Below are 25,485 nucleotides of genomic sequence, written 5' to 3'. Positions count from 1 at the left end.
AAGATGAAAAAACTAGGACTCTTTCTATTCCTACTATTATTTTCCTTGGAGAGTTGCTCTAACAAAGAAGAAGTCAAAGACTTTACCCAATTTGTCAATCCTTTTATAGGGACTGATGGAACAGGCCATACTTTTCCTGGTGCTTGTTTACCCTTTGGAATGGTACAGCCCAGTCCAGACAATGTTGATATAGGTTGGGATTACACCTCAGGCTATCAATATAAGAATCCTGAAATCCTTGGATTTTCGCAAACCCATTTGAGCGGAACGGGAATTAATGATTTAGGGGATGTGCTGTTACTTCCTTTTGTAGAAAACAAAACCGAAAATTTCAAAACGAGTTATAATAAAAAAACTGAAAAAGCCAGTCCTGGTTTGTATTCGGTTATATTAAACGATAGTATAAAAGTGAAGCTAACAGCAACTGAGAGAGTCGCTTTCAATCAATTTATTTACCCTACAAACAAAGCGAAACTATTGGTTGACATTCAACACGGATTGCGTTTTTTAACAGACTCATTGGTCCTCGACAGTAAAGTTAGCACTGAAAACAAAACAACCATTTCAGGTTATTGCCATAACAAAAACTGGGTCGAGCGAAAATACTTTTTCACACTCACTTTTGATACTCCATTTTCAAATGCAATAGAATTGCCCAAAAAACCAAAAGAAAAAGCACCTAGATATATTCTTGATTTTGAGTTAAAAAACAAAACGCTACAAGCCAAAATTGCTTTTTCTACTGTAAGTATCGAAGGAGCCAAAAACAATTTAAAAACGGAATTACCCCTTTGGGATTTTGCACAAACAACAGCCAATGCCAAAGCCAAATGGAATGAATATTTATCTAAAATTGAAATAGAGGCTTCTTTAAAACAAAAGCAAATATTTTATACTTCAATGTATCATTTGTTTACTCAACCCAGTAATATTGCCGATGTAGACGGAAAATACCGAGGGGCAGATGACAAAATTGCTACAGCACCAAACGGAGAATATTATTCCACCCTTTCGCTTTGGGATACCTATAGAGCTGCAAATCCGTTGTATACCATACTTGTCCCAGAACGGGTTAATGGGTTTATAAATACCATGTTACTCCATCACAAAGCGGCTGGTTATTTGCCAATTTGGACGGTTTGGGGACAGGAAAATAATTGTATGATTGGCAATCATGCCATTCCGATTATAACCGATGCTTACAACAAAGGGTTCAGAGGTTTTGATGCCAATGAAGCTTTGCAAGCAATGATTGAAACAACTACTAAAAGCCATCCCAATAACGACTGGGATTTATACAATAAATATGGGTATTATCCATTCGATAAGATTGATAATGAAGCCGTTTCCAGAACGCTAGAAAGCAGTTATGACGACTACTGTGTAGCATTATTAGCCGAAAAGTTAGGCAATAAAATAATTGCCAAGGCTTATTATAAAAGAGCTTCTTACTACAAAAATATTTTTGATAAAGAAACGGGATTAATGAGAGGGAAAGATACGCAAGGCCATTGGAGAACTCCATTCGATCCTTTAAAACCAACCTCTCCTATGAACAATCCTGGAGATTATACCGAAGCCAACGCATGGCAATATTCCTGGGCTTCTACTCAACACGATATTCTGGGAGTTACAAACTTATTAGGGGGAAAAGAACAGTTCACCAAACAGCTGAATACTTTTTTTACACTAAATGGAGAAAAAGACAACAGACATCTTGGTCAAGAAGGAATGATTGGTCAATATGCCCATGGAAATGAACCCAGCCATCATATATCTTATTTGTATGCGTTCTCAAACGAACCTGAAAAAGGCAAAAAATTAATTACTCAAATCTATAATCAATTCTACAATAACACACCAAACGGAATCACTGGAAATGACGATTGTGGTCAAATGAGTGCTTGGTATATTTTGACAACATTAGGTTTTTATCCTGTTAATCCAGCTACAGGTGCATTTGTTTTTGGAATGCCACAGGTCAAAAAAGTGACCATCCATCTCTCAGAAAATAAAACTTTGACAATTATTTGCAATGGGGACTCTTATAAAAAAATCATCCTTAACGGAAAGAAAATCGAAGGTGTAGAAATCAATTACAAACAAATTATGCAGGGTGGTGCGCTGAAATTTGAGTAAAAATTTAAAGAAAAAGTAGTCGCTTTTAAATGCCAATTAAGAACGGGTTAAAACAAAAATCCCAAATTCCAGCACTTAGGAATTTGGGATTTTTAAATATTGAAATTTAAATCTTTTAGATTTTAAATCTTTTTCTATCTGTTTCTGTCAAAAAGATTTTTCTCAAACGAATCGATTTTGGAGTTACCTCAACATACTCATCTTTTTGAATGTATTCTAAAGCTTCTTCAAGAGAGAAAATGATCGGAGGAATAATTCTCGCTTTTTCATCATTTCCAGAAGAACGAACGTTAGACTGTTTTTTCTCTTTAGTTACGTTTACACACATATCATCACCACGAGAGTTTTCTCCAATTACCTGACCTTCGTAAATTTCGGCATTTGGTTCAACAAAAAACTTACCACGATCTTGCAATTTATCGATAGAATAAGGAATAGCTTTCCCTTTTTCCATAGAAATCAATGAACCTTTGTTACGTCCAGCAATTTCTCCTTTGTAAGGTTCGTATCCTATAAAACGGTGCGCCATAATAGCCTCACCAGCAGTAGCAGTAAGCAATTGATTACGCAATCCAATAATTCCACGTGATGGAATATTAAATTTTACAATCATACGCTCCCCTTTGGTTTCCATACTCAACATTTCACCTTTACGCATCGTAACAAACTCAACCGCTCTACCTGAAAGACTTTCTGGTAAATCAATTGTCAATTCCTCAATAGGCTCACATTTTTTACCATCAATTTCTTTGATAATAACCTGTGGTTGACCAATTTGCAGTTCGTAACCTTCTCTTCTCATTGTTTCAATAAGAACAGACAAGTGTAGTACACCACGACCAAAAACCATAAACTTATCAGCAGAATCAGTTTCACCTAACTTCATTGCTAAGTTTTTCTCTAATTCTTTTGTCAAACGCTCTCTAATATGACGAGAAGTTACAAATTTACCCTCTTTCCCAAAGAAAGGAGAGTCATTAATTGTAAACAACATACTCATTGTAGGTTCGTCAATATCAATAGTTTTTAAAGCTTCTGGGTTTTCAAAATCAGCAATAGTATCACCAATTTCAAATCCTTCAACACCAATAATGGCACAAATATCTCCAGCAATTACTTGTTGCACTTTTTTACGACCAAGACCTTCAAAAGTATGTAATTCTTTAATACGTGATTTAGTGATTGTACCGTCTCTTTTTACTAATGAGATTGGCATCCCTTCATTCAAAACACCTCTTTCAAGACGACCGATAGCGATACGACCTGTAAATGCAGAGAAATCTAAAGATGTAATCAACATTTGTGGAGTTCCTTCAGAAACTTTAGGAGCTGGTACATTTTCAATAACCATATCCAACAATGCTTCAACATTATCTGTTACGTTTTCCCAATGATCAGACATCCAGTTATTTTTAGCTGACCCATAAACGGTTGGAAAATCCAACTGCCATTCTTGAGCACCTAATTCAAACATTAAGTCAAAAACTTTTTCGTGAACTTCTTCAGGAGTACAGTTTTCTTTATCAACTTTATTGATTACAACACAAGGTTTAAGACCTAAGTCAATTGCTTTTTGCAATACAAAACGAGTTTGTGGCATAGGCCCTTCAAAAGCATCTACTAAAAGACAAACTCCATCAGCCATATTCAATACACGCTCTACCTCTCCACCAAAATCGGCGTGACCAGGAGTATCAATAATATTGATTTTTGTTCCTTTGTATACTACAGAAACATTCTTTGAAGTAATTGTAATACCTCTTTCACGCTCTAAGTCGTTGTTATCAAGGATTAGGTCACCTGTGTTCTCGTTGTCACGAAATAACTGACAGTGATACATAATTTTATCAACCAAAGTTGTTTTACCGTGATCGACGTGGGCAATAATTGCAATGTTTCTAATAGCTTCCATCTGTGATTTTTAATGGGTGCAAAGGTACACTTTATTTTCATATAAAAAACCTTTATACAATAGTTTGCCATTTTGTTAACGTTTAAGCACTTAAATAAAACCACACATTAAATAATTAAATATTTTTCTTACCGATATTTTAAATTTTAACTTTAATTTTTTATATTTGATTAATGAAAAACAAAGCCAATCAAATAACATTAACTTATACTTTATCAGCCTTATTTATCGCTATTATTAGCTGTAAATTAGCAAAAAGATACGACACGCTTATTGATAGTTACACTTTTAGTTTCGCAAAAGACATTCTCTTCATAATCATTACAGGCCTGCTTTTCAGATATATCCTGATCAAAAACAGCAAAAGAAATGCTGAAATCTATAATCATTTAAAAAGCACAAACGACAAATTAAAAGAATCTAACGAAAAATATGATATTGTCGCAAAAGCCACTAGTGACACCATTTGGGACTGGAAAATCCCAGAAGACCATATAACATGGAACAAAGGCATAAAAGGTATTTTTGGCTATAACATTGACCAAGTGGGAAACACTTCAAAATGGTGGTTCGACAACATTCATCCAGAAGACAGCATCAAAATGTCTATTAAACTCTATTCTTTTCTTGAACAAAAAACCGAAAAATGGCAAGATCAATATCGTTTTAAATGCGCAGACAACACATACAAACATGTATTGGATAGAGGTTTTATTTTAAAAGACGACAATGGAAAAGCGATCCGAATGATTGGCGCAATTCAAGATATCACGAAACAAAAAGAAGAAGAAAATCGATTAAAACTACTCGAAACTGTTTTTACCGAAGCCAAAGATTCTATAATAATTACTCAAGCTGAATCACTAGACAACCAAACACCTGATATCGTTTTTGCCAACCCAGCTTTCGCTAAAATGTCAGGATACGAACATTCCGAAATCATAGGAAAACCACTTGATTTCTTTATGGGCAAAAATTCAGATTTACGAGAAATTGAAAAACTAACAAATTGTATAAAAAACCAACAAGAATGCTTTCTTGAAATCAATTTATACAAAAAAGATCAATCTGAATATTGGGTTAGACTATCTTTCATTCCTGTTTATGACCTTGAATATGAACTTTCTCATTGGATATCCATACAAAGAGACATTACCGAAGAAAGAAAATTAGAAAAAGAAAAAGAAATACTTATACGAGAACTAACTCAAAACAACAAAGATTTAAAACAGTTTTCATACATAACGTCACATAATTTAAGAGCTCCTTTATCAAATTTGACAGGCTTATTAAACTTAATTGAAGACTACACTATAAAAGATGAAAATTTAAATGAAATATTAGAAGGCTTCAAATTATCCACTAATCTACTTAACGAAACCATTAATGACCTCGCCAAAGTAATCACAATAAAAGACAGCACAACACTTCAACACGAGGAACTACAAATAAAAGAATTATTCAAAAACACCCTCTCCCAACTTCATATACAAATTGAAAATATCAAGCCTCAATTGAATATTAAATATGGAAATGCTGAAAAAATACACACAAATAAGTCCTATTTCGAAAGCATATTCATCAATTTACTAACCAATTCATTCAAATACAGATCAAAAGAAAGAGACTTAATAATCGATATTAGAATAAGTAACGAAAACAATACAATCGTCATTTATTTTAAAGACAATGGCATAGGCATTGATTTAGAAAGACATAAAGATAAAGTATTCGGGCTATACCAAAGATTTCATAATTACCCTGACAGCAAAGGCCTGGGACTTTTTCTTGTGAAATCACAAATAGAAACTTTAGGAGGATCAATAAGCATCAAAAGCGAGGTAGAAAAAGGAACTGAATACAAACTAACATTTAAAACCTAAAAAAATGCTAGAACTAATAATGTGTATTGAAGACGACCCAATAACTATAATGCTATTCAAAAAAGTGGTCCAAAAAGCAGTTTTTGCAAAAGAAATAATATACGCAACAAATGGCGAAGAAGCTATCAATTTAATCCTTGATTTGTCTAAACAACAAACTAAACCTCAGTTGATCTTTCTAGATTTAAACATGCCAATAATGGGCGGTTGGGAATTTCTAGACTTGTTTAACGATTCGGACTACTTTAATTTAAACTACACTAAAGTCATTATTCTATCTTCAACTATAGATCCAAAAGACATTAAAAAATCAAAAACATATCCAAATGTTATCGATTTTTTATCTAAACCTATCACTGTTGAAAAATTAAACTTTTTAAAATATAAAATAGAGAATCCATCCTAAAAAAGAATTATGAATTTCTTCTTATTCAGGGAATAATCCCAAAATTAATTCATAAAAAAAGCCCCTTATCAAAAGGAGCTTTTTATATAAATATTACAATATTACAATTTAGCAACATGCTTAGTTAACTTAGACTTCAAGTTTGAAGCTTTGTTATCATGAATGATGTTTTTCTTAGCTAACTTATCTATCATAGAAATTACACTTGACAATTTAGAAGTCGCATCAGTTTTATCAGTTGCAATTCTTAATGCTTTAATAGCATTACGAGTCGTTTTGTGTTGGTATCTGTTTAATACTCTTCTCTTTTCGTTACTTCTAATTCTTTTTAGAGCTGACTTATGATTTGCCATTTTATTATATTTTTATCTTTACTATTTCTTTTTGTAGTCCGTAAGGGAATCGAACCCCTGTTACCAAGACGAAATCTTGGCGTCCTAACCCCTAGACGAACGGACCAGTATCCCCTAAGTTTTTTCAATCTATTAAAAATCGAATATGTAGCCCGTAGCGGAATCGAACCGCTCTTACATGGATGAAAACCATGCGTCCTAACCGATAGACGAACGGGCCATTTTCCCTCTAAGTTCAGGATAACTTCAACAGCATAAAAAATTAGTAGCCCGTAGCGGAATCGAACCGCTCTTACATGGATGAAAACCATGCGTCCTAACCGATAGACGAACGGGCCATACTTCTCTAATGCGGATGCAAAAATACAACTATTTTTGAGAAGTACAATAGTAGAGGCAAAAAAAATATTTTTTTTTTAATACGCCTTAGCAAACAACACCCTTCCAACTGAAGAATTCCCAGTAAACACACAGCTTCCCGCTTGTTCAACCCTGTCTAAAGGAATGCATCTTATCGTTGCTTTGGTCAATTCTTTTATCTTCTCTTCAGTCGCCGCAGTACCATCCCAATGTGCTGAAACAAAGCCACCTTCACCATCCAAAACAGCTTTAAACTCATCAAAATTATTTACCTCGGTAATGTGGGTATTTCTATAGTTTAATGCTTTTTCAAACAAATCTTTTTGAATTTGCTCCAATAAATCGCTGATATAAGTCACAATTCCCTCTTTTAAAACCACTTCTTTCGACAAAGTATCTCTTCTTGCCACTTCAAAAGTTCCATTTTCTAAATCTTTTGGACCTACTGCAATTCGAACAGGCACCCCTTTCAACTCCCATTCGGCAAATTTGAATCCTGGCTTTTGAGTGGTTCTATTGTCGAATTTAACTGATATGTTTAATTTCTTGAAAGCTTTTACCAAAACATCCACTTCAGTCGAAATTGCATCCAATTGTTCATCGCTTTTATAAATAGGAACAATCACCACTTGAATCGGAGCTAAATTTGGTGGCAATACCAATCCTTGATCATCTGAGTGTGTCATGACTAATGCTCCCATTAATCGTGTTGAAACTCCCCAAGAAGTTCCCCATACATGTTCTTGTTTACCCTCGGCATTGGCAAATTTCACATCAAAAGCTTTGGCAAAGTTTTGACCTAAAAAATGGGAGGTTCCTGCTTGTAAAGCTTTACCATCTTGCATCAAAGCCTCTATACAATATGTTTCTTCAGCTCCTGCAAAACGCTCCGTTTCTGTTTTTAAACCTTTTATAACGGGTATCGCCATAAAATTCTCAGCAAAATCAGCATAGACGTGCATCATTTTCTCTGATTCTTCTACTGCTTCAGCTTTGGTAGCATGAGCCGTATGCCCTTCTTGCCATAAAAACTCAGCGGTTCTCAAGAACAAACGAGTTCTCATTTCCCAACGCACTACATTAGCCCATTGATTAATTAATAAGGGTAAATCTCTGTAGGATTGCACCCAACCTTTATAAGTAGACCAAATAATTGCTTCACTGGTTGGACGAACAATTAATTCTTCTTCCAATTTTGCATTGGGATCAACCATTAATTTACCTGGTTTGTCAGGATCATTTTTCAATCTATAATGCGTTACAATAGCACATTCTTTTGCAAATCCTTCTGCATTTTTCTCCTCTGCTTCAAACATACTTTTAGGAACAAACAATGGGAAATAAGCATTTTCATGCCCTGTTTCTTTAAACATCCTATCGAGTTCTGCTTGCATTTTTTCCCATATAGCATAGCCATAAGGCTTAATTACCATACAGCCCCGAACCCCTGAATTTTCAGCTAAATCGGCCTTAACAACCAACTCATTGTACCATTTTGAATAATCTTCTGCTCTTGTTGTAAGGTTCTTGCTCATATTGAATAATTTGGCATAATTTTTGTTTATAAATAATTTAACTAAATAATTTCGCAAAACTAACTAAATTTGCATTAACCAACAATAAAACAAACTACTGATTATGAAAACAAATGCATTAATTACACGGAAAGTACCCCTTTATTTCCTAATAGGACTATTGAGCGCACTTGTAACTTCTTGTGGTTCTTACCAAAACAGCTCTTATTATGATAATGATGGTATTTATGGTACAAATGGAGAGCAAATTGTTATAAAAGAAAACCAACCCAATGCAGCATCAGTACAATATAAAGAATATTTTAATTCATTACAAAGTACTGATACGTCAGGAGAAATATTTACTGATGTAAACAGCTATGGAAGTAATTATGATATCGAGAACGATTCTATACAAGCACCCTCTACTGGATATGCATCATGGGGAAGTTCTCCTCAAGAAACTACAGTAACGGTTTACCCAAATAACTACTGGTCCGTAGGGTTTGGTTGGAACAATCCGTATTACGGTTTTGGATTTGGAAATCCTTATTATGGTTATGGTTGGGGTTATCCCGTTTATGGCTGGGGTTATCCAGGTTACGGTTGGGGTTATCCAAGTTATGGTTACGGAGCTTCTTATTCCTATAATTACAGCAGAAGAGGTTCCTCTTATGGTGGAATTTACAGTAACTCCATGAACAATAACTATTCTAGAAACAGGTCTTACACCAGAAATGGATCCTACACTAGAAATGGAAGTACTAATAGAAACAGTTCTTATACCAGAAACAATTCCTACACAAGAAACTACAACAGTACTACCTTAAATAGAACGTCTCCTACATTTACAAACCGTAATAACGCGACTTCAACTAGGAATTACAATACCAACGAATCTAGAAGTACTTATAATCAAAATAGATCCAACTCTTCGGGGCAAAACTACCAACGTTCTAATTCTAATTACAGCCCGAGTAATACTACCTATAGAAGTAGCGGTAGCAGTATGTCATCAGGTAGCAGCAGTAGAATGTCTAGTGGTGGTGGCAGTGGAAGGTCATCTGGAGGTAGACGATAAAAAAGCTCAACTATAAACAACTAACCCTAAGCTTAAACCAATGAAAAAAAACCTATTATTACAATTAGTAGTTGGGCTACTATTTGCAACTTCACATGCACAGGAAATCAAAGACGCAATGCGTTATTCCCAAAGTGAATTGCAAGGTACGGCTCGTTTTACCGCTATGAGTGGTGCTTTTGGAGCACTTGGAGGTGATTTATCAGCAATCAAAGTGAATCCAGCTGGATCTGCTATTTTCAATAACAATCAATTTGCCGCCACATTAGGAAATCATAATACCAAAAATAAATCCACTTATTTTGGATCTTCGACTTCAACAAGTGATAATTCATTTGATCTCAATCAAGCTGGAGGTGTTTTTGTGTTTAAAAACAGAAACCCAAATGATGATTGGAGGAAATTTAGTTTATCCATAAACTATGAAAACACCAACAATTATGATAACTCCTTATTTTCTGCAGGAACGAGTCCTATACATTCTGTAGGTAATTATTTTTTAAGTTATGCTAATACTGGGAATAATGGGACTCCTGTACCACTAGAATTTGTAACCCGACAAGTTGGAGAATCCATAAATGATTTATATTATTTTTTAGGAACCGAACTTCCGAACAAACAATACCAAAACTTATCTGGATTTGATGCACAACAAGCTATGATAGGCTATTACGATCAGGGATTTATTATAGATGCCGAAGATTTAAACAACCCAAATAGTAAGTACATTTCAAACGTTCGCTCGGGAGGATACTATTATCAAGAAAACACTGTTGTCTCGAGTGGTTACAATGGAAAACTAGTATTCAACTCCGCATTACAATATAAGGACAAAGTCTTTTTCGGACTTAACTTAAACTCTCATTTTACTGATTATGTACAAACTACGAACTTCTTTGAATCTAACAACAATACAGAAGACATCAATTACAGGGTAAAAAGTTTAAACTTTACCAATAATCTTCATACGTATGGTTCGGGATTTTCATTTCAATTTGGAACAATAATTAAAGCTACTGAAACCATACGATTAGGATTTGCTTACGAGTCACCAACTTGGTATAATTTACAAGATGAATTTTCACAAAGATTATCCTCAGTAAGAACTAACTCAACTAATGTGAGTCTTTCAAATATTGTGGATCCAAATGTAATCAATGTTTACGCTCCTTATGATTTGCGTACTCCAGGAAGTTTGACTGGAAGCTTTGCATATGTTTTTGGTAAAACAGGACTGATTAGTATTGATTATAAGTATAAAGATTACAGCTACACTCAATACAGCCCACAAAACGATCCTTTTTTCAGATTACAAAATAGAATCATCCAAAATGAATTAGGCTCTTCAAGCGAAGTAAGAATTGGTGCGGAATATAAAATAGAAAATTTTAGATTAAGAGGCGGATATCGTTTTGAGGGAAGCCCTTACAAAAATGCAACAACAATAGGAGATTTAAATAGTTTTTCGGGAGGTTTAGGATATAGTTTTGGTGCTATTAAGCTTGACTTTTCATACGTCAACATACATAATACAGGACAAGAGCAATTTTTCTCTCAAGGATTTACAGAAAAAGCTAGAATTAACAGCAATAAAAACAATTTCAATATGACCGTATCATTTGAAATGTAAAAACTAGGTACTCCTAATATATTATAAAAACCACTTTTGAAATCTTTCGGAAGTGGTTTTTGTTATTCTAAAAATGATTTAGGCAAGACCCCATTTGTAAAAGTGGCCAATTTTTCAAACTGCTTATTCTCCAATACTTTCTCAAAAAAATAATTCCAGAGTAATCCCGATAGCTATCGGGAATGCAATGATTTTTTTCGTTGACTTGAAAAAAAATAAAATCGAATCTTTAGACTATTTTATAAACAGTAATGGTATTACTTCGGTAACTAGTTTCCATCTTAATATCATTAAGTTTGGCTTTTTTTTCTCGCCAAGACGCAAAGGCGCAAAGTTAAGAGCCAATTTCTTGACGTCTTCGCGTCTTTGCGAGAGTTATATTTTGAAAAAGCGTAGTGAGAAACCCTTAACTTAATGACATTGGCTCCCATCCCTCATGCGCTATACAAGACATTGATTGCAAATCCACAGCTTTTGGTTTCTTAAACCCAGTATCTGCATTAGAAATTTACTGGCAAAAAAAGCATTAGTTGAAATATTTTTCAAAAATGTCAACCCTTTTATTACTTTGCTTATTTGCTTAAAAAAACTAAACATCTCGCCTAGCCCCGATGGGAGGGAAAATCCTTTTGTAAACTTTGTCAAAGTTTTGAACTTTGACAAAGTTTACAAAAGATTGGAAGGACAGCGGGACCAATGGTCTTGGATACATCAAATGTTGTGCTCCAAATCACTTTTATGCAAACAAAACGAGGCTTTTTGAAAAGGAAACAGATAGGGTTTGGGTAAAAAATTGTAATTTTGCAAAATTCCTAAATTATCGGGAATGTAATACTATGAGAACGAAGTCTTTAAAAAAGAACAAAATAAATGTGATCACTCTTGGGTGTTCCAAGAATGTATATGACAGTGAAGTGTTAATGGGTCAGCTCCGAGCGAGCGGAAAAGATGTGACTCACGAAGCCAAAGCCGAAGATGAAGGAAATATTATTGTGATTAATACCTGTGGATTTATTGATAATGCCAAAGCAGAATCGGTAAATATGATTTTGGAATATGCTGACAAAAAAGAGAGAGGTCTTGTTGATAAAGTTTTTGTTACGGGTTGCTTGTCTGAAAGATACCGCCCGGATTTGGAAAAAGAGATTCCAAATGTGGATCAGTATTTTGGAACTACCGAATTGCCTGCTTTATTGAAAGCTTTGGGTGCCGATTACAAGCACGAATTATTGGGAGAACGATTGACTACGACTCCAAAAAACTATGCTTACTTAAAAATTTCTGAGGGTTGTGATAGACCTTGTAGTTTTTGTGCCATTCCGTTAATGCGAGGAAAAAATGTTTCGCAAACCATTGAAAAACTGGTGAAAGAATCAGAAGGATTGGCCAAAAATGGTGTAAAAGAATTGATCTTGATTGCGCAAGATTTGACGTATTATGGTCTTGATTTGTATAAAAAAAGAGCTCTGGGCGAATTGTTGGAAGCCTTGGTAAAAGTAGAAGGAATTGAGTGGATTCGTTTGCACTACGCCTTCCCTACTGGTTTCCCGATGGATGTGCTTGAGATCATGAAACGTGAACCTAAGATTTGTAATTATATTGATATTCCGTTGCAACACATCTCGGATTCTATTTTAAAATCAATGCGTCGTGGAACTACTCAAGAAAAAACCACTCAATTATTAAAAGACTTTAGAGCAGCGGTTCCAGGAATGGCTATTCGTACGACTTTGATTGTGGGTTATCCTGGAGAAACTCAGGAAGATTTCAATATTTTGAAAGAATTTGTTCAAGAAATGAAATTTGACCGAATGGGTTGTTTTGCCTATTCTCATGAAGAAAATACGCATGCTTATTTACTGGATGATGATGTTCCAGATGCAGTAAAACAAGAACGTGCCAACGAAATTATGGAATTACAATCTCAAATTTCATGGGATTTGAACCAAGAGAAAGTAGGCAAAACTTTTAAATGTATTATTGACAGAAAAGAAGGAGGCCATTTTGTGGGCAGAACTGAATTTGACAGTCCAGATGTAGACAACGAAGTATTGATTGATGCTACAAAACACTATGTAAAAACGGGTGAATTTGCGATGATCAAAATTACTGAAGCAACAGAATTTGACTTATACGGAGAACCGGTTTAGAGGTTAGAAATTAGATTTTTAATTTTTCAAAAATTACTTTTATGAACACATTTAAAACAGTGCTTTTTATAGGATTTTTACTTTTATCTGCAAATAGGGTTTCGGCTCAATATGGTAATGGATATGGGGGTAACGGATACGGCAATAACGGTTATGGGAGATCCAACCAAATGAGTCAAATGGGACAAAGCAGTCAACAACAGAGTGCTCCAAAACCAATTCCTGCAGAAGTAACAGCTGCCAAAATTGTAGCATTTTATAAAAAAGAACTTAATTTAGATGCTCTTCAAGAAGTTGTCATTACTAATGTTTATACCAAATCATTGAAAAAGCAAGATGCTTTACTAAAAAAAGAAAACAGTGATGAGGATAAAGCAAATGAGTTTAAAGTTTTAGCTGAAATGACTGAATTGGAAGTAAAGCAAATTTTGAATAAAGAACAAAAAGAAAAATTTCAAATCTTAAGTGAAGAAAGAAAAAGTAAAATAGAGGCACAAAAACATTAACGAATTAGTCATAAAATCATATTGAAATTTCAACCATGAAAAATTACTTTTATTACTTCATTCTATTACTCATTGTTGCTTCGTGTGCTACAAAAAACCCACATAAAGCTACAGAAAAAGAATACAATGCACAGATTAACAATTTGAAAGAAACCATTTCTGCAAAAGAACCAATTGCTTTAAAAAACGAAGCTTTTGTAGTAATTGACAGTGTTGCCTATAGGTATAAAAGCCAATTGTTAAATTTTAAAGACACCATTTCTAAAACAGATTCAAATATATTAAATAACGGAATAGTGTCTGAATGGGTAGGCACTGTAAATTTCAATTTAAGAAAGCCAAATTTTATAATCATACATCATACTGCACAAGATTCGATACAACAAACTTTAAAAACTTTTACTTTAAAAAAGACTAATGTTAGCGCCCATTATGTGATTGCAAGAGATGGCAAAGTGATTCATATGCTAAATGATTACCTAAGAGCTTGGCATGCAGGAAATAGTTCATGGGGAAAAGATACCGATATCAATTCGAGTTCAATTGGAATTGAATTAGATAATAATGGTAACGAACCTTTTTCGGATAATCAAATCAATACTTTATTGGCTTTATTGACCAAATTAAAAAAAGATTATAACATTCCGACACAAAATATCCTTGGGCATTCTGATATTGCGCCAACTAGAAAAGTTGACCCATCTAAGTTTTTTCCTTGGAAACTTTTGGCCTTGAATGGATTTGGACTTTGGCCAGACGACATTTTACCTTGCCCTCCTAGCGATTTTAATGCCGAACAAGGTTTGCAAATAATTGGCTATAATACCAAAAATCTTTCGGCTGCTATTTCTGCTTTCAAATTGCATTATATACAAACAGAAGTGAATGATCTACTTGACGAGAAAACAATTAGTACCATTTACTCGATTTACAAGAAATAAAAAAATTGAATAAATTAATACTAATAAAAAGTGATTATTTTATTCTATTACCTTTTATATTGAGAAATATAATGCCTTTCTAAATTTTACTATTTTATATAGTTCAAGAATTCTTAAAAGCTAAAAAAGAGTACAAGAGCTGGTTACTAAATTATATTCCTCAAACACTAAACAATTACATTTCCATTAATCTATAAAATGCGTCTTTTGAACGATTCAAAAGGCGTTTTTTTATGTTTTCAAACCAACTTTGAAGTTTTTTTTATACTTTTAATCAATCATTATCAGATATTTAGCCTAAATTTTGACTTTTCAAGCTTCTCAATTTTAATCTAAAAATGGGAGTTGGAAATGCGAAGCTGTGAGATGTGACTTGTAGATTCTCAAGATTAGTTAAACTAGAGATTTAACTATTTTCCTTTTAATAAATTGCTTTTCATGGTAAAAAAGAAAAAAATAGCTTTCGTAATTCCTTGTTTAGAAGCAGGAGGTGCCGAGCGAGTTGCTGTCACACTTGCCCATAAATTTGTACATGAAAATGAAGTATTTTTATTTGTTTTGAATAAAACAAAAATAACATTTACCATTGATTCTCGTATTCAAATTCAATTTTTAAAAGAAACATATATTCCAAGTAAGAATTGGTTAATTGCACTAAAAAGTAATTTTATTTATTTAAAAAAAATAATTAAAACTGTAAAACAAAATCATATTGATATACTTATTGGATTTACAACAACTGGAAATATTCTAGCAATTTTAAGTAGTTTTTTTCATAAATCAAATTCCTATATCAGCGAAAGAAACAATCCCGAGATATATCAACTTTCCTATTTAAGAAAAATTTGCATCCGAATCCTTTATCCTTTTACTAAAACACTTATTGTTCAAACTTCTTATTCAAAAAACCACTTTCAACATATATTAAAAGCTCATAAAATTCAGGTAATTCCGAATCCACTTGATAAAAATTTAATTTCAAGACGTGAAGAATATGGAAAAAGAGAGAATGTAATTTTGAATGTTGGCCGATTAGATGCCAATAAAAATCAGAAACTCCTTTTGGAAGCTTTTGCTAATTTGAATACAAAAAATTGGAAACTAATATTTGTAGGTGAAGGTGATTTAAAAATAGAATGTCAAATATTAGCTAAAAATTTAGGCATAGCAAATAAGGTCAATTTTATTGAAACAGTACCCAATATAGAGAAATATTACAACAATGCTAAATTATTTGTATTTACCTCTGAATCCGAAGGTTTTCCTAATGTTTTATTGGAAGCAATGTCATTCGGTATTCCTTGTATAGCTTCAGATTGTAATTCGGGCCCCTCTGAAATAATTAAACACAACGAAAATGGTTTTTTGTTTGAAGTTAACAATCAGAAACAATTGGAGAAACAAATGATGGAATTAATGGAAAATGAAGTGTTACGTTTGAAATTTAGCCAAAATGCAATTCAATCAACGCTAAAATACAACTCAGATGAGATCTATAAAAAATGGGAATCAATAATGGTATAGTCTACATAATACATTTTAGATGAATGGTATTATTTTGAAAAAGAGATCTCTATTATACTTTCTTAAAAACCCAATTTTGATAAATATCATCACTATTGGATTTGTAACTATTTTAGTAAAGGGTATTGGATTTTATAAAGAAATGGAAATTGGAAGCCATTTTGGTCTTTCAGAAATAGTGGACACTTTTTTGATTGCACTATTAATACCAGGATTTATTAACACTGTTTTTATGAGCTCTTTTCAAAACGTGTTTATTCCAAATTATATTGCAGAAACCAGAACTACAACAACAATAGCATCATTCTTAAGTGCTTGTATTATTATTACTTTTGGGCTGGGAATACTACTTATGCTTATATCCTACTTTTGTACGGATATATTTCTCGAATCCGTTTTTAAAAATCATAATTTACAGTATTACCAACTCATTCGATCACAGTTTTATATCATTTTGCCCTGCGTTATTTTTTGGTCATTTTCATCTTTATTTAGTGGCATCTTAGAAACAAAAGGATTCTTTGGCTATTCGGCTATTTCTGCTGTATTCACTTCAATTGTCATTTTGGTTTGCTTGTTTTTTTTAAAAAACCAAATGAGTTACTCCCTTTTGGCTATTGGAACATTAGTGGGTAGCATTATAGAATTGATTTATATTTTACTGGTTTCATTTTATAAAAAAACAGTGCAAATTGCAAAACCAAATTTCAAATCCTTTAACATTCAAATGGTATACAAACAACTGCCGTCAAAAATAGGTTCTGGTTTTTTGACAGGATCAACAGGTTTTGTCAATCAATTTTTTGCAGCTCAATTAGCGATTGGTTCTATTGCCTCCTTTAATTACGGGATGAAGATTCCAGCTTTTCTCGCTACAATACTAGTGCTTTCCATAGGAAATGTTGTTTTACCCTATTTTTCAACCCTGGTTCAAGAAAATAGAGCTAAAGCTTACAGGGTTTTGTATCAAACCTTGGCTATTACATTTGTTGTTTCCTTATTTATTGCTGGAATTTTATTTTTATGTTCAGATGCAATTATTTCATTTCTATTCGAAAGAGGAAACTTTACCGCTCAAAACACTTTGGTGGTTTCTCATATTCAGAAAATAGTTTTAATTTATATCCCGTTTTACATAGCTTCGATTATCATTATTAAATTCCTTACTAGCATTAATAAAAACAGCTATATGTTTTATGCTTCCGTAATTAATTTCATTTTGAGTGTAACTCTTAATTATTTTTTGGCAAAAAAGTTTGCCATTTACGGTTTGGCAATTGCCACAACGCTTGTCTATAGTATTAATTTTATCGTATTGTTTTTGTGTGTTAGACATCAACACAAAAAAGAGTCTGTACAATGAAGTATCTAAAAATAATTATTCTAGCATTGCTCTTTGGCAATTTACCCAGTTTTTCATTAGTACATGTAGATGCAACAACAGGAGCTGTTTTAAGTTACGGTCTATTTTTGCTGCTAATTATCTATTTTTTTAATAAAAAAGAAACGCCAATAGTTCCTTTAGTGACCTTAGGGCTATTATATTTTTTAATTTCGATTGTAGTTGATTCTCAAAATTCGGAGGGATTCATAACCACTTTTATAAAATATTTAATATTTGTAATAATGGGTGCAAGTGCAATTAAAGACGTCACCAAAAATGAAATATTTTACTTTTTATTTTTGGGAGCATTAAGCATTATATACGAATCCATTTTTGTGATTGACATTGGAGGTCGATATAGTGGTTTGTACCTGAATCCTAATTTTGCAGGCTGTATCTGCATCCTAGGATATTGTTTTAGTTTTTCTATTTCCAATAAAAAAAGTAGAATAATAGGCCAAATTTTGTTCTCCTTTGCTGGATTTGTAACATTTTCAAGAACCTTTTTATTGCTTTGGGTGCTAGTAAACATCCTTTCATTATCCATAAGCTACAAGAACTCTTATAAAATAATTTTAGGTCTTCTTTTAATTAGTCTATTTGTTTCTTTTGGAAATAAATTTGATTTTAATACAAAACGTCTTGAGGCATTTGCTACCATACTCGATGGAAAAATAAGTCAAGACCTAGCCGAAAATTCGAGAACAGAAACTTGGGCCAAATACTATGATCGAATAATTAATAATCCTTTTTTTGGAAATGGATATTTGAGTTTTAGCGGAAAAACGTATGGTGAAGATGACAAAGCCTATGGAATAGAAGGCGTTCATAATACACCGCTTTTAATAATTGGCGAATCTGGAATCTTTGTTTTTTTATATTTTTTATGGATTTACGGTGGTTTTGTAGTTAGTGGGATACATTATTTTAAAGAAGACCATACGCTTTTGTTGGTTTCCTTTTCTTTATTTATTTATATGCTCACCACTCATAATTTTTTTAACAATTATATTTTATTAACGATTTCAATTTGGTTGTATCAACAAATCCAAATGAAAAAAAGTGAAGAATTTAGAGCTCTTGAATCCGTAACATATTAAAAACAAAATATAATATGTGCGGAATTTACATCACAAACATCCCTTTTTCAATAGAAGAAGTTCAAACAAAAATAGAAACCATTCAGTTTAGAGGGCCTGATTCTACTGGGATAAAAAAAACTAGAGATTTGATTTTTGGCCATTTGCGTTTGGCAATTGTAGATCTTGATGTACGTTCGAATCAACCGATGTGTTTTGAAGAATTAACCATTGTTTATAATGGCGAAATATACAATTATAAAGCAATAAAAGCAGAATTAATTGCTTTAGGGCACTCGTTTCAAACCACTGGAGATACTGAAGTCTTATTAAAAGGATACAAACAATGGGGTGAAAAAATTGTCCCAAAATTGAACGGAATGTTTGCTTTTGCAATTTACAATGCTACAACAAACAAACTTTTTTGTTCTCGAGATCGACTGGGTGTAAAACCTTTTTATTATTCTTGGAATAACGGAGAATTTGAAATATGCAGTCAGTTACGCCCCATTTGTCAAAACAAAAAACTGAATGAAACTGCCATTTCTATGTATCTGGATTGTACTTATATTCCAAGTCCGTTTACTATTTTTAAAGACGTACACAAACTCCTTCCTGGAAATAATCTGGAAGTTGATTTAAATACAAAAAGTTATACAATTTCAAAATATTGGGATCTGGAGCCTGTCAAAATTTCGAAATTAAGGTATGATGAAGCCAAAGAAAAACTGCATACACTTTTGCAAGATGCCATAAAAATAAGATTGCAAGCCGATGTCCCTTTTGGCACTTTCCTTTCTGGTGGAATCGATTCGGCTCTCGTTTCGAGTATTGCTTCAAAAATATCCTATGAACCTATTCATACCTTTACAATTGGTTTTGAAAACCCAAAATACGACGAAAGTAAAATTGCCAAACAGTTTGCATCAATAATTCAATCCAAACATATTGAAACCATTTGTAAGCCAGAAGATATTATAAAACTAATCCGTAAGCTGGTTTATGTCTATGACGAGCCTTTTGGAGACAGTTCTGCTTTGCCATCCTTGTTATTGAATAAAACGGCAAAACAACATGTAACAATGGCTTTGTCTGGTGATGGAGGTGATGAAAGCTTTTTGGGATACAATCATTTTGATTGGGTTTCTAAATTTAAAATACTTTTAAAAATTCCATATAATATTCGCTTTTTTATAAGCCAACTATTGTTTTTTAATAGTTTAGGCAAAAGAACGGAACCTTTAAAAAGAATTTTAAAAACAAAATCCAAGTATGATTTTATTGCTGGGATATTTGTGGGTTATAATTCGCTTTTACTAAATCGCAATTTAAATTGGTTGTCTCATTATGATGGTTTTAAAAGAGGTAGCGAAGATTTGCATCAAGCCACGGCCGACTTAAATATCAAATTGTGGTTGGAAAATGACAGTAATGTAAAAGTAGATCGAGCCAGTATGGCCTATTCGGTAGAAATACGGAGTCCCTTTTTGGATTATAGAATTGTGGAATTTGCCAGAACATTGCCTGTATCGTTTCGTTACGAAAAAGGAAGGAAAAAAAGAATTTTGAGGGACATCTTGAAAGAGTACATTCCAGAGGCTGTCTTCAATCAGCCCAAAAAAGGTTTCTCAGTTCCAATGGATTCGTGGATTCGCAATGAATTAAAAGAAGAGTTTACTCAAAATTTATCGGATTCTTTTCTGAATCAAGTTCCCAATTTGAATGTTTTAAAATTCAAAAAAATGTTCAAAAGTCATTTAGCGGGAAAACAGGATTATTCCTCCTACATCTGGCGTGTTTATGTATTATCCAAATGGTATCAGGAATTTGGTTATTTTAAAAATAATGGATAGAAAAAAAATACTATTTATTGTACCCAGTTTAAAAGCAGGTGGAGCAGAACGAATCACTGCTTTTTTGACAGAGAATCTAAATCCAAAACTATTTGAAGCAAAACTTATTGTAGTTGGTTTTAAAAAAGATGTCGTTTATGATATACAAAATATAGATATTTCTTTTTTAAACAAATCCAGGTATTTCAAAGCCATTCCTTTGTTGTTACAAATGATTAAAAGCGAAAAACCGAATATTGTTTTTGGTTCTTCTGGGCATATTAATAGCACTTTGGGGATTTTTAGCCTATTATTTTCTAATATAAAATTCATAGTCCGAGAAACCAACATCGTTTCAACAGTAAATGATTTTCCTCAAGAAAAGAATCGTTTTTTATTTTTTCTAATGAAACAATCGTACCCTTTTTTGGATGCCATTATTTGCCAAAGTACCGATATGAAGACCGATTTAATTCAAAAGTTAAACATAAATTCATCTAAAATTACGGTGATCAACAACCCAATTATTAATGAGATCAAAACCAGAAGGCCCAAAACAGAATCAGACAAAATAAAGTTTATAACCGTAGGAAGGATGAGTTGGATAAAAGGGCATTTAAGGCTTTTAAAAGTGTTGTCACAACTGCAATATGATTTTCTTTATACCATTATAGGATCTGGGTTAGCAAAAGAATGCCTGATTGTTGAAGACGAAATCAACCGATTAAATTTAAGCAAAAAGGTTCGGTTAATACCTTTTACACAAAACGTTTTAAGCGAACTACAGCAACACGATTTCTTTTTGCAAGGATCGTATGTTGAAGGTTTTCCAAATGCTTTACTGGAAAGTTGTTCTGTTGGCACTCCAGTTATAACATTTGAAGTAGCAGGTGGAACCAAAGAAATCATTCAAAATGGAATCAATGGTTTTATGGTAAAAAATGAAGAAGAACTACTTTCACTTTTAAATAATTTAGATCTTATCCAAAATATAAAAACAGAAGATGTGCTAAGCAGCGTTGCTACAAAATTTGACAAAAAAAAGATTTTAAGGCAATATGAAGATTTATTCCTATCTGTATCAAAATGAAATTACTGACCGTTTTTACAGCAACATACAACAGAGGGTATTGTTTAAATCAGGTATATGAAAGTTTGGTCAGACAAACCAATTCTAGTTTCATTTGGATGATTATTGATGATGGATCTACCGATGATACGGCACCTCTAATTCAAGAATGGATAAAAGAAAACAAAATAGAAATTCAATATTTATATCAAGAAAATCAAGGGATGAATAGCGCTCACAATACCGCTTATGCCAACATAAAAACGCCTTGGAATGTCAGCATCGATTCTGATGATTATATGCCCGATGATGCGGTTGAGTTAATTATTAAAAACATTCAAAATTTAGACTCCAAATTTGCTGGAATAGTGGGATTGGATCGCTATACCAAAGGAAATTTGATAGGTTCCCAATTTCCAGACACCATTACACAAAGCACACTTTCTGACCTCTATCATAAACATCATGTAAAAGGAGATAAAAAAATAGTATATCGTACCGAAATCATAAATAAATATGCGCCCTACCCTATTCTTGAAGGAGAAAAATTCATACCTCCAGGATATTTGTACCGACTAATTGATAAAGATTATGTCCTTAAACCCGTCAATGAAACATTCGTTATTGTAAACTATCAAAAAGATGGTTTTACAAAAAATTTGTTTTGGCTCTATCGTAATAATCCAAGAGGGTTTGCCATACACCGTGTACTTAAAATACAATTAAGTAAAAATAGCACCGAACGATTTAAGAATATGGTTCATCTGATTTCTTGTTCGCTTTTCGCTAAAGATATTCACTTTTTGAAACAAACAAACAGTGCTTTTTTAATTGCATTGGCATTTCCATTTGGACTTGTATTGAATGGTTATATTAGATTAAAAACAAGTAAAATCATTTCCCTATAAATGGAAAAAATACTTCTCGTTATTCCCAATGATACATTAGGAGGTGCAGAGCAAATCTTAAAAATGATAGCGAATCATTATACAGAATCACTTGTAGAAGTACAATTTTTGAAAAAAAAATCAAATGAAGAATGGAAAACAGATAACCGATCAATTAAATTAAAATACCAAAAAACAAATTCTGAGTATTTGGGAGCTATATATTATGCATGGGACCTTTTGCTAAAACCAAAAAAAAAATATGATTTAATATTTACTTCTCACGTCTTTGTTACAGGTTTGGTTGGGGTTTTTATTCGTTTGGGATTCCTTCAAAAAAATCATTTTATAGGAAGAGAATCTACTCGAATATTTGAAAGATTTAAAGGATTTAAATTGTTTTTATATAAAAAAATGTACCAATTGGGTTATCCAAATCTTGATCTATTAATTTGCCAAACTCAAGAAATGAAGCAAAATTTGATTGCAAATTTACCTTGGATCGATAAGCAAATCAATATAAAAGTAATAGCGAATCCAATAAATTTAAATTTAACAAAATCAACTGAAGATGTTGTTGCCGATTTTCCATTCATCGTTGGTGCTGGAAGATTAATACCCGAAAAAGGATTTGACATTTTGATTGAAGCGTTTAAAGAAATACTAAAAATCCATCCTACATACCAATTGATTATTTTAGGTGAAGGCAAAGAAAAACAAAATTTAGAACGTCTAATAAAAGAACTGGATTTAGAAAAAAAGGTCATTTTAAAAGGACAAGTTTCAAATGTGTATGCCTATTTTAAAATAGCAAAAGTGTGCGTAGTTTCATCCCGAATTGAAGGATTTCCAAACGTATTATTACAAATGATGTCACAAAACAATTGTGTAGTTTCAACAAAATGTACTGCTGAAATTGAAACCATTCCAGGGATAGAAATTGCTAATACCGAAGATTCAAAAAGTTTGAGCAATACGATCCTAAAATCTTTGAAAGAAGATCATTCAAAAAATAATATTCTTTTTAAATCTTTTCTAGACGAAAAATCCATAGACAATTTTATTGCTTCTATTGAAAAAGAACTTCAATAATGGAAAAACTCATCCGCATTACTACTATTCCTATTTCCATTGAAAAACTACTAGAAAATCAGTTATTTTTCATGAAGGATTATTATGATGTGAAAGCTATTTCATCGGATAAAGAAAACTTGGAACGAGTTGGAAAATTACAAGAGGTATCTGTTTACCCAGTTGAAATGACTCGGAAAATCACCCCTTGGCAAGACTTAAAAGCGTTATGGAAACTGTATCGCTATTTTAGAAAAGAACAACCCTTGATCGTGCATACCCATACTCCAAAAGCAGGAACCATAGGGATGATCGCCTCAAAATTGGCAGGAGTTCCGCATCGATTGCACACCGTTGCCGGTTTGCCTTTATTAGAAACGAAAGGAAATAAACGAAAACTTTTGAATCTTGTTGAAAAAACAACATACGCCTGCGCATCCAAAATATATCCAAATTCCAATGGATTAAAAAACATAATTACCCAAGAAGGTTTTTGCAAACCCGAAAAAATAAAAATTATTGCAAATGGAAGCTCCAACGGAATAAACACTCAAATTTTCAATCCCGAAATAGTTTCTAATGAAGATCAACTACATTTAAAAAAAAAATTAGGCATAGCTCCTACTGATTTTGTTTTTATATACGTTGGCCGATTAACAGGCGATAAAGGAATCAATGAATTATTACTGGTTTTTCAAAAAATTGCTATGGAGTTTAAAAATACAAAATTGTTACTAGTTGGTTTTTTCGAAACAAATTTAGACCCACTCCAAAAAGATACACTATCCGAAATAAAAAACAATGCTCAAGTAATTCATGTGCCTTTCCAAAATGATGTTCGCCCCTATTATGCGATTTCTGATGTTCTTGTTTTCCCTAGTTATCGCGAAGGTTTCCCTAATGCAATTTTGGAAGCTGGAGCCATGGGATTACCAACAATTGCTAGCGATATAAATGGTTGCAACGAGATAATTGAAGACCAAAAAAACGGAATTCTAATTCCACCAAAAGATACAGAGGCTCTATTTACTGCAATGAAAAAAGTAATACTTGACCCATCTTTTCGATCTCATTTAAAACATAATGCAAGACCAATGATCCTTTCCCGTTTTGAACAAATTGTTGTTTGGGAAGCACTTTTAGCCGAATATAAAAATTTAGAAAGCCATGTATCCTAGTTCCTTAAAAAGAATTTTAGATCTTATAATTGCGACTATAAACCTAGTAGTATTGGCTCCACTATTTGTAATTATTACAATAGTTCTTTTTGTTGCAAATAATGGAGAACCTTTTTTTATTCAAAAACGACCTGGAAAAAACGGCAAAATTTTTCACATTATTAAGTTCAAAACAATGACCAATCAAAAAGACACTAATGGAAACTTACTTCCCGATATCAAAAGATTGACAAAATGGGGTTGTTTTGCCCGAAGAATATCATTGGATGAAATTCCACAACTTTTAAATGTAATTCGCGGTGACATGAGTATTGTAGGACCAAGACCTTTATTACCTGAATATTTACCATTGTATAATGAAACCCAAAAAAGACGTCATGAAGTCAAACCTGGCATAACGGGATGGGCCCAAGTCAACAAAGAAAACATTAATTCTTGGGGGAAAAAATTTGAATATGATTTATGGTATATTGAAAATAAAAATATATTATTGGATTTAAAAATTGTATTTTTAACTCTTAAAAAGGTCCTTATTCCTTTGAAAAACAACAACTCAACTTCAGAATCGTTTAACGGTAAAAATTAA

The 25,485-nt window shown here is 32.8% G+C and carries 20 protein-coding genes and 3 tRNA genes; 17 read left to right on the top strand and 6 right to left on the bottom strand.

Annotated features, from left to right (window positions below):
- Positions 1-3: 3 nt before the first annotated feature.
- Positions 4-2,139, top strand: a complete 2,136-nt coding sequence (locus tag OYT91_RS01715; RefSeq protein WP_281239249.1) for a GH92 family glycosyl hydrolase — start codon at positions 4-6, stop codon at positions 2,137-2,139.
- Between the two features lie 115 nt (positions 2,140-2,254).
- Here the strand turns inward: OYT91_RS01715 and typA are convergent, their stop codons facing one another.
- A complete protein-coding gene (typA, locus tag OYT91_RS01710; protein ID WP_269223361.1) occupies positions 2,255-4,051 on the bottom strand; it encodes a translational GTPase TypA in 1,797 nt (598 codons plus the stop codon).
- Positions 4,052-4,224: 173 nt separating this feature from the next.
- On the opposite strand from typA, the gene OYT91_RS01705 reads away from it, so the two are divergent.
- Positions 4,225-5,934, top strand: a complete 1,710-nt coding sequence (locus OYT91_RS01705; protein WP_281239248.1) for a PAS domain-containing sensor histidine kinase — start codon at positions 4,225-4,227, stop codon at positions 5,932-5,934.
- Positions 5,935-5,938: 4 nt separating this feature from the next.
- Positions 5,939-6,340: a response regulator gene (locus OYT91_RS01700; protein WP_281239247.1), complete on the top strand. Its 402-nt coding sequence runs from the start codon at positions 5,939-5,941 to the stop codon at positions 6,338-6,340.
- Between the two features lie 101 nt (positions 6,341-6,441).
- On the opposite strand, the gene rpsT is transcribed toward OYT91_RS01700, so the two are convergent.
- The 5 genes from rpsT to proS form a co-directional block, all read right to left on the bottom strand.
- Entirely contained in the window at positions 6,442-6,693 is a 252-nt protein-coding gene (gene rpsT / locus OYT91_RS01695; RefSeq protein ID WP_035673520.1) for a 30S ribosomal protein S20, read from the bottom strand.
- A gap of 34 nt (positions 6,694-6,727) precedes the next feature.
- Positions 6,728-6,799, bottom strand: a tRNA-Glu gene (locus OYT91_RS01690).
- Positions 6,800-6,841: 42 nt separating this feature from the next.
- Positions 6,842-6,913 (bottom strand) — tRNA-Glu (locus OYT91_RS01685).
- Between the two features lie 46 nt (positions 6,914-6,959).
- Positions 6,960-7,031 (bottom strand) — tRNA-Glu (locus tag OYT91_RS01680).
- A 78-nt stretch (positions 7,032-7,109) separates the two neighbouring features.
- Complete coding sequence (gene proS, locus OYT91_RS01675) at positions 7,110-8,588, bottom strand: proline--tRNA ligase (RefSeq protein WP_281239246.1); 1,479 nt, start codon at positions 8,586-8,588, stop codon at positions 7,110-7,112.
- A gap of 103 nt (positions 8,589-8,691) precedes the next feature.
- Between proS and OYT91_RS01670 the strand changes: the two genes are divergently transcribed.
- From OYT91_RS01670 to OYT91_RS01605, 14 genes are all read left to right on the top strand, one after another.
- A complete protein-coding gene (locus tag OYT91_RS01670; RefSeq protein WP_281239245.1) occupies positions 8,692-9,648 on the top strand; it encodes a hypothetical protein in 957 nt (318 codons plus the stop codon).
- 40 nt (positions 9,649-9,688) lie between these two features.
- On the top strand, positions 9,689-11,278 hold the full coding sequence (locus OYT91_RS01665) for an OmpP1/FadL family transporter (protein ID WP_281239244.1): 1,590 nt from the start codon (positions 9,689-9,691) through the stop codon (positions 11,276-11,278).
- An 836-nt stretch (positions 11,279-12,114) separates the two neighbouring features.
- Positions 12,115-13,428, top strand: coding sequence for a 30S ribosomal protein S12 methylthiotransferase RimO (gene rimO / locus OYT91_RS01660; RefSeq protein ID WP_269224531.1), 1,314 nt, complete (start codon positions 12,115-12,117; stop codon positions 13,426-13,428).
- A gap of 41 nt (positions 13,429-13,469) precedes the next feature.
- On the top strand, positions 13,470-13,934 hold the full coding sequence (locus tag OYT91_RS01655; protein WP_269223367.1) for a hypothetical protein: 465 nt from the start codon (positions 13,470-13,472) through the stop codon (positions 13,932-13,934).
- A gap of 35 nt (positions 13,935-13,969) precedes the next feature.
- Positions 13,970-14,875 (top strand): N-acetylmuramoyl-L-alanine amidase, encoded by a 906-nt coding sequence (locus OYT91_RS01650; RefSeq protein ID WP_269223368.1) that lies wholly within the window; start codon positions 13,970-13,972, stop codon positions 14,873-14,875.
- Positions 14,876-15,313: 438 nt separating this feature from the next.
- Entirely contained in the window at positions 15,314-16,399 is a 1,086-nt protein-coding gene (locus OYT91_RS01645) for a glycosyltransferase family 4 protein (protein ID WP_281239243.1), read from the top strand.
- Between the two features lie 76 nt (positions 16,400-16,475).
- Positions 16,476-17,762, top strand: coding sequence for a murein biosynthesis integral membrane protein MurJ (gene murJ / locus OYT91_RS01640; protein WP_281239242.1), 1,287 nt, complete (start codon positions 16,476-16,478; stop codon positions 17,760-17,762).
- Positions 17,759-18,883, top strand: a complete 1,125-nt coding sequence (locus OYT91_RS01635) for an O-antigen ligase family protein (protein ID WP_281239241.1) — start codon at positions 17,759-17,761, stop codon at positions 18,881-18,883. Before murJ ends, OYT91_RS01635 begins: the two co-directional genes overlap by 4 nt.
- Before the next feature lie 14 nt (positions 18,884-18,897).
- Entirely contained in the window at positions 18,898-20,715 is a 1,818-nt protein-coding gene (asnB, locus tag OYT91_RS01630) for an asparagine synthase (glutamine-hydrolyzing) (RefSeq protein WP_281239240.1), read from the top strand.
- Entirely contained in the window at positions 20,708-21,784 is a 1,077-nt protein-coding gene (locus OYT91_RS01625) for a glycosyltransferase (protein ID WP_281239239.1), read from the top strand. The genes asnB and OYT91_RS01625 overlap by 8 nt, the downstream gene beginning before the upstream one ends.
- A complete protein-coding gene (locus tag OYT91_RS01620; RefSeq protein ID WP_281239238.1) occupies positions 21,781-22,671 on the top strand; it encodes a glycosyltransferase family 2 protein in 891 nt (296 codons plus the stop codon). The genes OYT91_RS01625 and OYT91_RS01620 overlap by 4 nt, the downstream gene beginning before the upstream one ends.
- Entirely contained in the window at positions 22,672-23,742 is a 1,071-nt protein-coding gene (locus tag OYT91_RS01615; protein WP_281239237.1) for a glycosyltransferase, read from the top strand.
- A complete protein-coding gene (locus OYT91_RS01610) occupies positions 23,742-24,899 on the top strand; it encodes a glycosyltransferase family 4 protein (RefSeq protein WP_281239236.1) in 1,158 nt (385 codons plus the stop codon). The genes OYT91_RS01615 and OYT91_RS01610 overlap by 1 nt, the downstream gene beginning before the upstream one ends.
- A complete protein-coding gene (locus OYT91_RS01605) occupies positions 24,889-25,485 on the top strand; it encodes a sugar transferase (protein WP_281239235.1) in 597 nt (198 codons plus the stop codon). Before OYT91_RS01610 ends, OYT91_RS01605 begins: the two co-directional genes overlap by 11 nt.

It is taken from the genome of Flavobacterium praedii, from assembly GCF_026810365.1.
Classification (GTDB): domain Bacteria; phylum Bacteroidota; class Bacteroidia; order Flavobacteriales; family Flavobacteriaceae; genus Flavobacterium; species Flavobacterium praedii.
The sequence above is the reverse complement of the archived record's forward strand: the minus strand, read 5'-3'. Positions and strand labels throughout refer to the sequence as shown.

Excerpts from the sequence above, each read along its gene's own strand:
- OYT91_RS01715 (WP_281239249.1), top strand. The coding sequence starts at position 4 with ATGAAAAAACTAGGACTCTTTCTATTCCTACTATTATTTTCCTTGGAG.
- typA (WP_269223361.1), bottom strand. The coding sequence starts at position 4,051 with ATGGAAGCTATTAGAAACATTGCAATTATTGCCCACGTCGATCACGGT.
- OYT91_RS01705 (WP_281239248.1), top strand. The coding sequence starts at position 4,225 with ATGAAAAACAAAGCCAATCAAATAACATTAACTTATACTTTATCAGCC.
- OYT91_RS01700 (WP_281239247.1), top strand. The coding sequence starts at position 5,939 with ATGCTAGAACTAATAATGTGTATTGAAGACGACCCAATAACTATAATG.
- rpsT (WP_035673520.1), bottom strand. The coding sequence starts at position 6,693 with ATGGCAAATCATAAGTCAGCTCTAAAAAGAATTAGAAGTAACGAAAAG.
- proS (WP_281239246.1), bottom strand. The coding sequence starts at position 8,588 with ATGAGCAAGAACCTTACAACAAGAGCAGAAGATTATTCAAAATGGTAC.
- OYT91_RS01670 (WP_281239245.1), top strand. The coding sequence starts at position 8,692 with ATGAAAACAAATGCATTAATTACACGGAAAGTACCCCTTTATTTCCTA.
- OYT91_RS01665 (WP_281239244.1), top strand. The coding sequence starts at position 9,689 with ATGAAAAAAAACCTATTATTACAATTAGTAGTTGGGCTACTATTTGCA.
- rimO (WP_269224531.1), top strand. The coding sequence starts at position 12,115 with ATGAGAACGAAGTCTTTAAAAAAGAACAAAATAAATGTGATCACTCTT.
- OYT91_RS01655 (WP_269223367.1), top strand. The coding sequence starts at position 13,470 with ATGAACACATTTAAAACAGTGCTTTTTATAGGATTTTTACTTTTATCT.
- OYT91_RS01650 (WP_269223368.1), top strand. The coding sequence starts at position 13,970 with ATGAAAAATTACTTTTATTACTTCATTCTATTACTCATTGTTGCTTCG.
- OYT91_RS01645 (WP_281239243.1), top strand. The coding sequence starts at position 15,314 with ATGGTAAAAAAGAAAAAAATAGCTTTCGTAATTCCTTGTTTAGAAGCA.
- OYT91_RS01635 (WP_281239241.1), top strand. The coding sequence starts at position 17,759 with ATGAAGTATCTAAAAATAATTATTCTAGCATTGCTCTTTGGCAATTTA.
- asnB (WP_281239240.1), top strand. The coding sequence starts at position 18,898 with ATGTGCGGAATTTACATCACAAACATCCCTTTTTCAATAGAAGAAGTT.
- OYT91_RS01625 (WP_281239239.1), top strand. The coding sequence starts at position 20,708 with ATGGATAGAAAAAAAATACTATTTATTGTACCCAGTTTAAAAGCAGGT.
- OYT91_RS01620 (WP_281239238.1), top strand. The coding sequence starts at position 21,781 with ATGAAATTACTGACCGTTTTTACAGCAACATACAACAGAGGGTATTGT.
- OYT91_RS01615 (WP_281239237.1), top strand. The coding sequence starts at position 22,672 with ATGGAAAAAATACTTCTCGTTATTCCCAATGATACATTAGGAGGTGCA.
- OYT91_RS01610 (WP_281239236.1), top strand. The coding sequence starts at position 23,742 with ATGGAAAAACTCATCCGCATTACTACTATTCCTATTTCCATTGAAAAA.
- OYT91_RS01605 (WP_281239235.1), top strand. The coding sequence starts at position 24,889 with ATGTATCCTAGTTCCTTAAAAAGAATTTTAGATCTTATAATTGCGACT.